General features: G+C 42.1%; 12 protein-coding genes. All 12 read right to left on the bottom strand.

What is annotated here, in order from left to right:
* Nucleotides 1-170: 170 nt before the first annotated feature.
* The 12 genes from QXE01_08415 to QXE01_08360 all read right to left on the bottom strand — a co-directional run bounded on the left by QXE01_08415 (nucleotide 171) and on the right by QXE01_08360 (nucleotide 13,240).
* The gene (locus tag QXE01_08415) at nucleotides 171-1,130 is read right to left on the bottom strand and encodes an ABC transporter ATP-binding protein (protein MEM4971259.1); all 960 of its coding nucleotides are present in this window, start codon (nucleotides 1,128-1,130) and stop codon (nucleotides 171-173) included.
* Nucleotides 1,130-2,089, bottom strand: a complete 960-nt coding sequence (locus tag QXE01_08410; GenBank protein ID MEM4971258.1) for an ABC transporter ATP-binding protein — start codon at nucleotides 2,087-2,089, stop codon at nucleotides 1,130-1,132. The genes QXE01_08415 and QXE01_08410 overlap by 1 nt, the downstream gene beginning before the upstream one ends.
* A 2-nt stretch (nucleotides 2,090-2,091) precedes the next feature.
* Complete coding sequence (locus tag QXE01_08405) at nucleotides 2,092-2,970, bottom strand: ABC transporter permease (protein ID MEM4971257.1); 879 nt, start codon at nucleotides 2,968-2,970, stop codon at nucleotides 2,092-2,094.
* A complete protein-coding gene (locus QXE01_08400) occupies nucleotides 2,967-3,989 on the bottom strand; it encodes an ABC transporter permease (protein MEM4971256.1) in 1,023 nt (340 codons plus the stop codon). Before QXE01_08400 ends, QXE01_08405 begins: the two co-directional genes overlap by 4 nt.
* A 13-nt stretch (nucleotides 3,990-4,002) precedes the next feature.
* Nucleotides 4,003-5,652, bottom strand: a complete 1,650-nt coding sequence (locus QXE01_08395) for an ABC transporter substrate-binding protein (protein MEM4971255.1) — start codon at nucleotides 5,650-5,652, stop codon at nucleotides 4,003-4,005.
* 551 nt (nucleotides 5,653-6,203) lie between these two features.
* Nucleotides 6,204-6,344 (bottom strand): hypothetical protein, encoded by a 141-nt coding sequence (locus tag QXE01_08390; GenBank protein ID MEM4971254.1) that lies wholly within the window; start codon nucleotides 6,342-6,344, stop codon nucleotides 6,204-6,206.
* A 45-nt stretch (nucleotides 6,345-6,389) separates the two neighbouring features.
* A complete protein-coding gene (locus QXE01_08385) occupies nucleotides 6,390-7,496 on the bottom strand; it encodes a DUF917 domain-containing protein (GenBank protein MEM4971253.1) in 1,107 nt (368 codons plus the stop codon).
* 254 nt (nucleotides 7,497-7,750) lie between these two features.
* Entirely contained in the window at nucleotides 7,751-9,016 is a 1,266-nt protein-coding gene (locus tag QXE01_08380; protein ID MEM4971252.1) for a M20 family metallo-hydrolase, read from the bottom strand.
* A gap of 94 nt (nucleotides 9,017-9,110) precedes the next feature.
* On the bottom strand, nucleotides 9,111-10,163 hold the full coding sequence (locus tag QXE01_08375; protein MEM4971251.1) for a hypothetical protein: 1,053 nt from the start codon (nucleotides 10,161-10,163) through the stop codon (nucleotides 9,111-9,113).
* Nucleotides 10,164-10,625: 462 nt separating this feature from the next.
* A complete protein-coding gene (gene pdxT, locus QXE01_08370) occupies nucleotides 10,626-11,222 on the bottom strand; it encodes a pyridoxal 5'-phosphate synthase glutaminase subunit PdxT (GenBank protein MEM4971250.1) in 597 nt (198 codons plus the stop codon).
* 2 nt (nucleotides 11,223-11,224) lie between these two features.
* The gene (pdxS, locus tag QXE01_08365; protein ID MEM4971249.1) at nucleotides 11,225-12,232 is read right to left on the bottom strand and encodes a pyridoxal 5'-phosphate synthase lyase subunit PdxS; all 1,008 of its coding nucleotides are present in this window, start codon (nucleotides 12,230-12,232) and stop codon (nucleotides 11,225-11,227) included.
* A gap of 66 nt (nucleotides 12,233-12,298) precedes the next feature.
* A complete protein-coding gene (locus tag QXE01_08360) occupies nucleotides 12,299-13,240 on the bottom strand; it encodes a pyridoxal-phosphate dependent enzyme (protein MEM4971248.1) in 942 nt (313 codons plus the stop codon).
* Between the last annotated feature and the right edge of the window lie 533 nt (nucleotides 13,241-13,773).

The raw sequence follows: 13,773 nt of genomic DNA, 5'->3' as shown, positions 1-13,773 counted from the left end.
ACCCTGAACGGGTGGAGACCAATGACATGGGCACCGATGAAAGGTGCCCCGAGGACGATGAAGCCAAGGGTCGATATCAAACTACATCAACCAACATGAAACCCGAACCCCATCAGAATACCTAGATCTGTTCTTTTAAGCTTTCGAGATTTTTAAGAAATTCTCTAAGACTATGCATAAAGCCAGCAAGCTACGAGTCTACCTTGTATGTTATGTAGCGGAGGTCTTTTTTCAAAGCATTTTTTCTCTGCGTAAGGACATCTGTAGGCTAGCTTGCAACCGCTAACCTCTCTATATACTTCCTCTTCTTTCAAAAACCTGCCGGTAGCTGTGTTTGCTATGTCTTTAAATGGGTCGGGGATAGATGCGATCAGTGCTTGAGTGTATGGGTGTAGAGGTTTGCTGAAAATATCATTTACAGAGCCTATCTCCACTATGTTACCGCGGTATAATACAGCGATTTTCTCAACAATAGAGCTCACGATCGCTAGGTCGTGCGTCACCAGAAGATATGTTACATTGAGCTTATGCCTAAGCTCCTGTAAAAGGTTAAGTATCTGCGCTTGTATAGAGACGTCAAGAGCCGACGTAGGTTCGTCGAGAAGTACTAGCTCGGGGTTTATAGCAAGCGCCCGTGCTATTGCAACACGCTGAGCCTGTCCACCACTTAGACTGGCTGAGTACTGGTTTAGAACAGACTGCGACAGTCCTACTAATTCTAGTAGCTCGCGAACTCTTCTCTCTACCTCGCTTTTTCCAAGTTTCATGTATCTCTTCAGAGGTTCTACAAGTATATCGTATACCCGCATTCTAGGGTTAAGTGATTGAAACGGGTTTTGAAAAACTGCTTGAACTTTCCTACGATACCAGCTCTCTTCAGATCTAGTCAGCGAGAAGATATCTCTACCTTCGAAGAAAACTTTTCCACGTGTTGGTTTCTGAAGTTTAAGTATAACTCTAAGTATTGTAGACTTGCCTGAACCTGTTTCACCAACTATAGCAAGCCCATCGCCGCGACTTACATCAAGAGATACTCCGTCAACCGCTTTAACATACCCTACAGTCTGTCCAAATAAGCCTCTCTTAATAGGAAAATACACGTAGAGATCTTCTATTCTTAGGATTTCCATTAGGACCCCCCATATAGATGGCAGAAAACTCTTCTCTCTCTAAGAACAACGCGAGAAGGTTTTTGAGTACTACATTCCTCTCTAGCATTGCTGCATCTACTGTAAAATGGGCAACCTTTGAAATCTTCTCGAGGATCTGGTAAGAATCCAGGTATTGGTGTTGACAGCCTGCCTATTCTAGGTACCGCTGTTAACAGCCCTCTAGTGTATGGGTGTAGTGGATCGCTTAGAACCTGTCTTGTAGGTCCTTCTTCGAAGATCATTCCAGCGTACATTACAACAACCCTGTCGCAGACCTGCGCCGCAACCCCGAAATTATGGGTAACCATTATCAGTGTTAGACCGTGTTTTTGTTTGAGCATTTTGATAAGCTCTAGTATTTCTGCCTGGGTGGTCACATCCAGATTAGTTGTAGGTTCATCAGCTATAAGTACTTTAGGTTTCTTAGCCAGGGCTAGCGCGAGAGCAGCTCTCTGCAACATTCCACCTGACAGTTCATGGGGGTATGAATTCAGAACTCGCTCAACTTCGATAAGCCTGACATTCTTAAGCGCCTCCTCAGAGATCATGAGTGCTTCCTCAGGCGTCACTTTTAATACTTCCGAAAGCACGTCCACGAATTGCTGCTTTATTGGGAATAAAGGGCTAAAAGATGTGGCGGGGTCTTGAAAAACCATTCCGATCTCTCTTCTTACCTTAGATATTACATCTAAACTATTGTTTCTCGATATATCAATCCCATCGTAGATTATAGAGCCTCTTTCAATTACAGCGTTTTGAGGAAGGATCATTGCTATCGCCTGCACCAATGTAGATTTACCAGAACCTGACTCTCCAACGATGCAAATAGATTCTCCATGGTTAATATCTAGATCTACTTCTCTGAGAGCTTTAATCACTCCTCCGAATGTGTAGTAGTTGACTACGAGATCGCGTACCGATATAATGATGCTGCTCATCACTACTTCACCTTTCTCTTAATCATGTAGTTTCTCACCCTCGGATCTAGATATTCCTTAAGCGCATCACCTAGCAAGTTAAACCCTAGTACTACTATTAATATAGCCAGACCAGGAAAGAAGGAAATCCACCATGCTACATTAATATACTGCCATCCCTCACTAACTAGAAGACCCCATTCCGGTGTAGGTGGTGAGACACCTATGCCGAGGAAGCTTAACGCAGATGCCTCTAATATAGCTGATCCTATATCGAGTGTTGCTTGTGTTATTAAAGGTGTAGTAATGTTAGGGAATATATGCTTGAACATTATTGTTAGAGGGTTTAATCCCAGTATTCTAGCAGAATCCACGTATGCCAAAGATTTTACAGATGTTGTTTGGATATAAACTAGTCTAGTGTACCAAGGCCACCAGGAGAGAGCGAGCGCGATAATTGTGTTTAAAACCCCTCTTCCAAGTACGGATGCGAATGCTATGGCTAGAAGTAGGGGTGGGAATGCCAGAAATATGTCGGCAATTCTCATCAACATGGTTCCGAGCCTCCCGCCAAAGTAGCCTGCTACGAGGCCTATGGGTATCCCTATAAATAGAGATAGTAAAACAACGAATACTCCTATGATTAGAGAAAATCTTGCGCCAAGAATTACTCTATCAAGTAGATCTCTTCCAAGCTCATCGGTTCCTAACGGGTTTTCTGGTGAGGGGGGTTTAAAAGCTTTTTCTGGGTTGTAGGTTATACCCCACGCATCTTTAGGACTTCTAACGATATAAGGGGCTAGAATACCTGTGATAACGAATAGTATAACGATGACAAGACCTGCTAGATAGATCTTTCTATACATAACGAACCTAAAGAATCCTCTTAGCTGTATACTCATAGCTTCACCCGTGGATCTATCCAGGCATATATTAGGTCTACAATGAGGTTTATAACGGAGTAGAATAAGGCTACGAACACTATTGAACCGAGCACTGCTGGGTAGTCGTAACTTAAGAGTGCCATACCCACGTAGTATCCTATGCCTGGCCACAAATATACAAGCTCTACCATGAAAGCACCTATGAGAGTATAGCCGAAGCTGAGACCTAGTGAAGCTATTACTGGTGAAATCACGCTTCTCAAGACATACCTATAGATCAACGTTCTCCTCTTTATTCCGTTAACCTCTAAAAACCTTACGAAATTCTCATTCAAGACCTCTACAGCCAGGGATCTAACCATTCGAATAGTGAGACTTAGCGGGTAAAGAGACACTGTTATCGCTGGCAAAATCAGTCTTTTTAAAACATCTATGAATACTGCTATGTTGCCCTCTATTAACGAGTCGAGTAGGTAAAAACCTGTTATAGGTCTGAAGCCTGTCGCCATTGCGAGTGCTGTATCGATGCGTCCACCGGCCGGTAGCATCTTAAGCCAGATTCCAAATACAAGTTGCAATATTAATGCTACCCAGAAGACGGGTATAGACGCTCCGATCACAGCTATGCTACGAATTACGTCATCTTTTACACTTCCCAGTCTTAAGGCTGAGTAGAAGCCTAGCGGTATGCCAGCGATTACAGCTATTATAAAGCCTGTTACCACTAGCTCTAGGGTTGCGGGTAGCGCTGAGAGTATATCCTGGAGAACTGGTTGCTTTGTTCTCCACGACACACCCCAGTTGCCGGTAAAGAAGTCCTTTAAGTAATATGCGAGTTGAACATATATAGGTTCGTCTAGGTGCAACTCTTTTCTGGCTTTTTCAATGGCTTCAAGAGTTGCGTGAGGACCTACCCACAACAGTTCCGGCCTAGCCGGTATGACACGGGTTAAGATAAAGGTTATAACAAGAACGCCGAGCACGACGAGAACAAGTAAAAAAAGCCTTTTAATAACGTATTCATATGTCACTGGCATGCAGATCGACCGTCTAATCTACGATGAGCATTTGTGCAAATACGACAGTAGGATAACTTGGGTTTATAGCGTTTTCAAGGTTTTTAATATGTGCAGTTGCTACTCTTATATCGATCATATCCCAGAGTGGTATGGCTGGCACATCTGTGTACAGTATATATTGAGCTTTGTAGTATAGTTCAAGGGCTTTCTGAGGATCTGATCCTTCAAGTCTGTATGCTTGCATTATTATTTCGTCGAATGTAGAGTTCTCGTAGTAGCAGAGGTTAAATGCCTTGCTCTGACTGGAGAACATGTTATATAGGTATGTTATTGGTGAGAGAACATCAGGCCACCAATAGAATATAAATAGATCCTGTACTTCTTCGGGGTTCTCCCAACCTTTTTGTGCTAGTGCCCATTGTTCCTCCCATGACATTGGCCTGATCTCTACATTTATACCGATTTTAGCTAGTGATGCTTTTATGATCTCGGCTGTTGTAGCCTCATAAATATCTCCAGCAGTATACACTAATGTAAGTGTTCTAGGTATGCCTGTTGGATATCCTGCTTCCGCTAGTAGTCTTTTAGCCAGTTCTAGGTCGTAGGTATATGTTAAGTTATCGAAGTGACCCCATAAACCATAGGGTATTGGCCCGCTAGCAACTCTAGCTAGACCTCCACGCGCTAGATTAACTATGTCTTCGTATGGTATTGCATGAGCTATCGCCATACGCACTCGTACATCGTTTAGCGGAGGTTTCTTAGTATTTATCAGCATTAATAGGTTCTGGAAACTAGGTTCACGCACAACAACGTAGTTAGGATCTTTTTCAAAAGATTTAAGATCTTCCACAGGAACGGATTGTGCTATATCTATCTCCCCAGCTCTTAACATCCTGCTCTGAGTTGCAGCATCTTTGATTATTTTTATGATGAAGATATCCGGCGCCTTGTCGAGTGACGATCTCCATGGATAGTTAGGTTCTTTCCAACCCCACCACTCACTCCATTTCTCTAAAACTACCTCGGACTCAGGATTCCATTTCACTAATCTATAAGGTCCGCTACCGCAATCATTACCTTTATTAAACCAGTCTGCTACCTTGGGATCTGTGAGATTAGCTGCATTAGCATACTTCACTACGTTAGGACAGAAGATATATGTTGCATATGGTGATGCTGCGATCTTGAGTAAGGGTGCTGGGTATTTGAGATAGAATCTAACAGTATACTCATCCACGACTTCAATTCTCTCAACAGGATCCCATATGTATGCTGCACCTCCCTTAAGTGTTATTGTTCTATTTATGCTAAGCGCCACAGCTTCCGCGTTAACTGGCGAGCCGTCATGGAATTTAGCATCTCTCCTGATATAAAAAGTCCACACAGTACCATTAGGACTGCTCTCCCATCTCTCGGCTAATGCTGGTATGAACCGATCTTTAAGTGCATCATACCATACAAGTGGTTCGTATACTAGTGGAAGCCACATTATCGAGTTAGAGAATTCTGTGCTAGGATCCGCACTCGTCATCTCAGAAAGAGAAGCATATACAACAGTTTTTCTAGACACTGCAGAGGGCTGCTGAAAGAGAGATGTGAGAAGTGTACCGACTAATACCGCTGTAACAATTACAACTACAACAACAACCAGCACAAGCTGTTTAGATATAGCCTTCATAGATCTACACCTCTTCTGTGTACACTAAGTTTGTTAGTGTACTCATAGCTTTTAAGTATTTCGTCTCGTTAAAAGTTAAAACTTATTGATTCAATCCAGCTCGCATATAGAACATATAGAATATTTTTCAAGCAATTTTAACAAGATCATCATTAAGAGAACACTAGCTTTAACCGAGTCTATCACAGGCGTTTATACCAGCTCCTACGGCTTTCTCGCTGTCGCAGATTTCACCACATTAAATAGTAGGCTAAGTATTCTCTCCCTATTCTTGTCAATGTCTGTTACACCGATGAGAATACTGGCTATATCTACCACAATTTTTCGAAGCCTAGCTCCGCCATCTTCTTCCACATAAGGTCTAATATTTTCCTCTCAACACCTACTGTTATCATGTATATAGGATGTTCATAAAGTCTAGCGAGAGCTAAGGAAGCCTTGCTTGCATCTATAACTACTCTCTTTATCTCTCGCCTTAACTCTTCTGCACCAGGATCTAAGAAACTGTTTACTATTACACCATCATACCATCATATTCGTTAGATAGTTCTTTACCCCCTCTCTACAACCAGGGTTGCTGCCTCTCCGTATGCTTCAGCGGTCTCAACAGTTAGAGGACCTCTTGAAAGAGAGACTACATATACATGCACATCGGGGGAGAAACCTCTTATATAAAGCTTTATTCGATTCATTCCACTTTGAATGCTCTACTGGATTTATAAGTAAGACCTTCATACTTACATAATATCGTGTTGTTTAATGAGTTCTTCTACGGGGATGTAATCGTAGTCGAAGCCGAAGTGTCTTGGTCCGAATAATTCGAGACCTCGTTGAGTTCTCCACACAGCCGGCGCCTTAGCAGCTACTCCACTAACCACCATCCCTTCTCTAAGCTCTGTGTTTGTCACTGGTGTACCGTCATCAGCTATTAACATGAAGAGGTCTGGCGGCATTACAAGAGGTTTCTCATCAAGCCATACCATTATATGCTCATTCATGATCCAGCTTTTGAGAATTCTACCCTTATACCTGTTTAAGCCTTTTACAATTGCTTCGCCTTTTAGAAAGCCGCCTTCATTACGCCACTTATAACTTTCAACCACACCTCTAAATACAACCCATCCTTCGAGAACTCTAGCTATCTCTCTCACAGGATCTCTTCCACCTGCTTTGGCTTTTAGCACAGCATCTCCAAGTCTAAGACTCTTAGAGAGAGTACCTCTTACAACAGCTTTCTCAGCATCACTTTTTTTCATCGGTGTATCAACTACTGCTACAAATCTACCGCTTAAAACTGATAAATACCTTGCTATTGCTTCATAATCATCTATATCTGCATATTCCTTTATAACCACTATATTGCCTGTTTCAGACACTACTGCTGAGGGATACATGGGTATGTTGAATATGTGGACAGTGCACTGATGTAACTCTGGTGCAGCTCTGCCAAGCAGATCTCCGTCTATGGCAGGTATTCGAAGCCTAGCTGCTATGCTCAAAGCCACCGGAGTATTAGCACCTCCAAGCTCGCTCGCAATAACAGCACCAACTCTAGCACCCAGCTCTTTCTCGATAGTTTCAAAAGCCCTACCAATGGCGTCGGCTATTCTAATCTTCTTCCTAGGCTTCAAGCCTGGAGCCGTTGATCCAACATAGTATGGAACTACTATCAAACTATCTTCCGGAAGCTCTTCGAGAGTTATAACATCGATTCTCTTACCCTCTTCTAGAACGTTCTTCAGCATTGAGAAACCTTCTCGCGGATCGCCGCCTCCGCCTGTGCCTAGAATAGTTGCTCCAAGAACAAGCTTCTCAGCATCATCAATACTGGTTATAGACCACATTAAACTCGCCTCGTTAAAAATAGGTTGGGAAAATAAATACTTTCCGCAGAAGCATAGAACTCTACGTTTATAGGTTGCTCCTCCTTCCCGAACTTATGCCGCACATTCATATTACTTTAAATAGTACGAGACAGTTAAGGTCTGTGTACTACTAATAATAGCTAGCATCCCCGTCATTTACAACTTTCGTGCTGTTAATAGAGTCAGAGATAAAATTGTATTAGAGGGCTCGCTCATTTACTAATTTCTAGCGTTCAGGTTTTTACCATCAGATACGCTATTATTTTCGCGTCTGCGATCAGGTTCTCTATTACACAGTATTCATTCGGTGAATGAGCTGTCTCATCTATCGTAGACCATACTGCTGCAGGGATACCTATTCTCCTGAAGAATGCTGCTACAGTACCTCCTCCTATTCCTCCGATCTTAGGTGATAAACCTCTAAGCGTTTTCAAAGCTTCTACTAGTGAGCTGACAATAGGCGAGTCTATTGGTGTGGGTGGAGCTGCGTCTGCTCTCATTGAGATTTCTAGCTCAAGTTGTGGGAATAATGATTCGCCTATTTTCTTCTCATATACGGATTTAATTGTGCTGAACAATCTATTGAGATCTTCGAGGAATTTATCTAGGTTGTATTCTGGTAGAATTCTACAATCGAACACTACTTCATGTTCTCCAGGTATAATGTTTGGAGATCCGCTTGAGTTTCCTACCATAGTCGGCTCACATGTTGTCATAGGTGGGTCAAATAATGGATCTATTCTTCCATATTTCTCTTTCACAAGCCTATCTAGTAGAAGGATGAACTCTGCAGCGATTCTGTGAGGGTTCAAACCCTTGTGAGGCATGCTAGCATGAGCTTGTACTCCTTTAAATCTTAGTTTAGACCATAGTATGGACTTCTCTGCGACTTCAATGAAACTACCATCACTCACACCAGCATCTGGTACGAGTGCTATATCGTTTCCGCTGAATAACTCTGGATGATGTTTTATCAAGTAGCCTATGCCATAATCTGATCCTGATTCCTCATCGCTTACCAGCGCTATCGCAATTGTTCTCCTAGGCTTAATATCTTCTTCTAGTAAAGCTTTAGCAGCTACTAGAGAAGACACTATTGCCTGCCCATTGTCTTCGCTTCCTCTCCCATAGATCTTACCTTCCTTGATGATTGGTTCAAAAGGTTTTGTAACAGTCCACGCACTTAAGTCGCCGGGTGGAACAATATCGAGATGTGCCAGGATCCATAGCTTATCACTTGTCTCACCCTTTATATAAGCTATGATATTAGGTCTAACCCCATTCTTAGCACGCGGATCTCTCACGTTAATTATCTTTATATCACTAAACCCCCATTGCTTGATTTCATCTAAGAGAAACATTGCTCTATCATACTCACCTTCCCCACCAAAAGCAGGATTTACCGCAGGTCTACGTATGATCTCTAGCATGAGATTAACAGCATAGTCTTTAAGAGAATCAATTTTACCTACAACTCGTTTTAAGATCTCTTCTGACACAAACACTCACCTAGGTTATAATAGTAGTCCGCAAATCTAAAGATTTTTATTCATATATTGTTGGAAACATGTGAGCATGAGCTTATAGAAAAAGCTAGGTGATTCCGAGCTGTTTTTGCAGTTCTGCTAATCGCGGTTCCACGAACCTTCCATCCTTAAGTATTAAGACATCGTCAAGCCATACTGAGGAGTTCAATGTTATTCCGTCAGTATGTGAAGGTGCTGGTATTGGTTCGCCACCGGTTAATGTTGTGTCTACGTAGCCGAGACCCCATTCTGTTGCACCCCATATTCTCTCTGCTTCAATGATGCTACTTGTTAACTTTGCACCTGGATTTACTCCGTAGCATATATGTGCCAGTCTAAACATTTGCGGGTGGTTAAAGCTTTTTAACCAATTCTCAAAGATCCTTGCTTCACTCCCGCCTTCTATTTTTACAACTACTCCCTTCTCGACGTAGAGTTTAACCGGTTCTCTGAGTGGTTGGTCGAATGGTGGGTTAATGATACCATCAAATACTATTACACCATTAATGCTTTCGAAGATGGGTGACCAGCATATTTGCCCGGGAACCATGTATATGCCTGGAGCAGATGCGTCTCCTTTATCGTTTACTATCGGACGGATCGGATCATTTATAAATGTCACGTTCGTACCAGCTGTATTAGTTATTCTAATTCTTTTAGCTCTTCTAGTCATTTCAACTAGGAGGTCTTGGAACTTTTGTAGAATAGGTATGTTTACACGACCAATAAGTCTAACCATCTGATCAACACCCATACCAACCATGCACATGTATCTCAGTTTTTTGTTTTCTTTAAAGGCGAGCTCGAACACTGTTGAGTAGAGTAGCCACTGATAATTGAACTCTATCCATATATCAACTTTCGAGAGAAGAGCGGCAAGACCTTCAACTGGTAGTACGAGATCTGTCTGCTTTCCAACACCATAAGGTGAGGCTTGCATCCAGACTGTAATAACCTTCGCACCTGCATCATGTGCTGCTCCAGCTACAGCTTCTACTACTCTTTCATCAGACATTGTATCGGCGGTTATCACAACAGACTCGCCAGGTTTCACTTTGAAGATATCGTTAATTAATACTTTTGCGGCATGATACATCTCCCACTCGTAGAATCTAGTCAAAGAATCCACCTAATTTTTACTCTGCCACCTAAGGATATAAGTATTTTGATTTATATCAATTACGATATAGCCCACGAATATTTAGCTCTATTTATCAGATATCTTGCATCATTCTAAGCAAAGCTTCATAACAAGCGTGAAGAATGAAACCCTATCTCTATCTCTGATTCTCTACCTCTATGAAGTGGTTGCTATGCTCATAAGACCAGAGTAGCTAAAGCACCTTAACTAGTGGATACAAGTTTTCTCGCTGTATATGTTCACTACGTGAAAATGTTGAAAGCTACATCAGCAGACACTACTAATAATTCTGAAAGTGCAAACCCCTTCGCAGGTATTTTAGAAAAACTTATATGAGAAAAAAGATGTAGGCGCATGTGTGGAAAAAGCTTTTGAGAAGTTCTTGTTGGAGTTGGAGGGGTTTGTTGTAAATCTGTAGGTAGGAGTGTTTCGAGAAATAGTTTATCTCTTGATCTTTGTTACGAAGTATTGATAGATCTTCTTATCACCTGTTATCTCGGGGTGGAATGTCAGAGCTAATATACTATCCTGCTCAGCTACTGCACCAACTCTTCCGACTGTGGGATGCTCTACGTAGCCTGTTATTTTCGCAGGCGTCCACGCCTCAACTATACCTGGTGCTCTGATAAAAGCAGCTCTTACTACTCCCACGTTCTCTACTTCTACATTAGCTATGAAGGAGTTTCTCTGTCTACCGAAGATGTTTCTAACAATACTTATGTTCATAACCTTGAGCGTGTACTGATTTGTTTCACCAACAACCCTGTCAGCAACTTTATTAGCTAGTAGTATTGCACCAGCACAAGTTCCCATAACAGGCAATCCTTTTTCTAGATGCTTAACTAAGTGATCGCCGAGGTCCTTGACCGCCATTAGTGTTCCTATAGTCGTCGATTCACCGCCAGGTATTACTAACCCGTTTACTGTGGAGAGGTCTTCAGGTTTCTTCACAATCCTGGTCTCAACACCGAGTTCTCTCAGTATTTCCAAGTGTTCTAGGAAATCTCCCTGTAAGGCGAGAACTCCTACTACAACCATTCTTACTCACCTCTAACCTGCATAAGTTGCTCTGGTTTCAGTATTCTAACATCGATACCAAGCATTGAATACTTCTCAGACACCATCTTCTGAGCTTCAACAACAGTTTCAGGATCATCGTAGAAGGATGTAGCTAGCACAATAGCTCTAGCTCTATTCTCAGAGTCCTGACTCTTAAATATACCAGAGCCCACGAACACACCATCTGCACCAAGCCACATCATTAGTGCTGCATCAGCAGGTGTTGCTATACCACCAGCAGCGAAATTAACCACTGGTAATCTCCCCAGCTTAGCTGTTAGTAGTGCGAGCTCGTATGGTACTTTATTCTCCTTCGAATAGAACCATATAGCTTCGTAGTCACCAGCTAGGAGGTATCCTCTCAGGGTGGCTATATCTCTATTAACAAGCTTCATATGTCTTACAGCCTCTGCAACGTTACCTGTACCAGGCTCACCTTTGGTTCTAATCATTGAAGCACCCTCATAGATTCTCCTGAGAGCTTCCGGCAGATTTCTAGCACCATTGACAAAGGGTGTTTTGAAATCCCACTTGTTAATATGGTTTTTCTCGTCAACAGGAGTTAGAACCTCGCTTTCATCTATCAGATCTACGCCTATATTCTCCAGCAACCTCGCCTCCTCAGCATGCCCGATTCTACACTTAGCTGAGACAGGTATTGTTATAGCATTCATCACGCTCATTATAACGTTGAGATCAGCTGTTCTAGCAACTCCACCAGCTGTTCTCACATCGTAGGGCAACTTATCTAGAACCATCACACCAACAGCACCAGCATTCTCGGCGATCTCAGCCTGCTTCTCGTTTGTAACATCCATTATAACTCCGCTCTTGAACATGGATATGAACCCGTAGCGTACTAATGGTGTTGCCTCGCGTATGGGTATAACTTCTAATCCGCTCTCCTTAACTTTATCTCTGTATTCGAGTAGTGAGTATATGAAGTCTCTAAGCTTCTCAAGATAGGTGTAGGCGTCTACGAGTTTCAATTTTCAATCCCAGGTTGGATTCTTGCGAGCTAGCTTATATAACTCTTATGGAACGTTCAATAAGAACTAACAAAGCTTGTATAATTTAACCTTGCGTACACCTCTTGTCTTAACTTCAAAGCATATTTCTCCATTAAGTTCCATGCTCTTAATAGCTTTATAGACGGCTCTCAGAGTGTACACAGGTTTCTCCTTCCATATTTCGTAGGCTGTTATCAGAGGTTTTCTAGAGACTATGTCTAGTACAAGCTTCTTCACATCACTTCCTCTACCTGTGGTTCGCGTCTTGTAGCCCATAGTTACAACGGCTACAGAGTCTCCTATGATCTCTGCAACATGATAGCTCAATGCTGCAAGAGGTTTTATCTTAAATCCTTTTCTCAGTAGTTTCCTATACGCTTCATAAAGCTCGACTTCTGAAACTTCAAAGACCTTAACTCTCCTCAGATTCCTGAGAATCTGCGGATTAAAACCTTTTAGAGTAGCAGCTGTGACTTGAAAGCTAGTCTCGATCCCTGCTTCGTTTAAATCTTCAATTCCTTTGTAAAGTGATAAAGCTAGAATACCGCTCTTCGCTGGGACAACTATGTTCTCGGTTTTAACACTCTTTTCATAAAGCTCGAAAACTATTGTCTTTAATCCTTCAATAGTTAAGGGGTTTTCATAGTATACAACTGCTGCATCATTCGGATACTCGTAAACAAGGTCTAACCCTTTGCCAGCGAAGAGCATGATATCTTCCGGATCTATATCGAATATGCTACTTGCCACTATATATAGACTTACACCGGCTAGGTAATAGATAAGAGATTTCGTGAACTCCTCGGAGTACCCGACATAAACCTTTTTAGCATCGATATCTCTAAGAAAGGATGAAATTAACGCAGATGCTCTATCACTGTAAAGCCCTGTAGGATTAAACTTCTCATTTTTAACTAGTATCTCCTCAACCCGACTTACAGGTGTTAAGCCTTCACCAAGTGTAACTCTGTTCTTGAAGGGTGGCAATAAAGAGTATCTCCATATACCTCGCTCGTTCTTGTTTACTTTGAAAACAGGTTTGCGATACTTGATGAACAGAAGACCATGGCATCTAGGACATCTACCAGTAAGCATGATCTCATTGTTTCCAGCGGAGATCTCATAACCACATTGAGAGCATTTTAAATAGATCTCACTAGATAAGATCATTGAAGTAAGCTCGCCTCCCTTATAAATCGTTGTCTGTTATTCTGTTATTTATTTAAACCACGAGAACATGACTAAGGATCTGCACTCATTGTAGGAATTCATTTGCTTCTCCTAAACCCTAGCCTAGGCACATAACTCTTATCTCCACCTTCATAGCCGGCCTAATATCTGAACCACCTCTTACACTGCGAGGATTCGTAGAAGTGTACAATTTGGATTTGAACCATCCTTAGAGATGTTTAATGTCTTTCATTCCAGTATGTATCCGCATCTGGGTTGAACATGATTTAGCTCTCGAGCTCTTAACTTGTTGAAGCAAGGGAGGTTTGTGGTGTGAAGCATGATCAGCT

The sequence above is a fragment of the Sulfolobales archaeon genome (assembly GCA_038897115.1).
In the GTDB taxonomy this organism is placed as follows: domain Archaea; phylum Thermoproteota; class Thermoprotei_A; order Sulfolobales; family AG1; genus AG1.
This window is presented reverse-complemented; position numbering and strand designations above follow the sequence as displayed.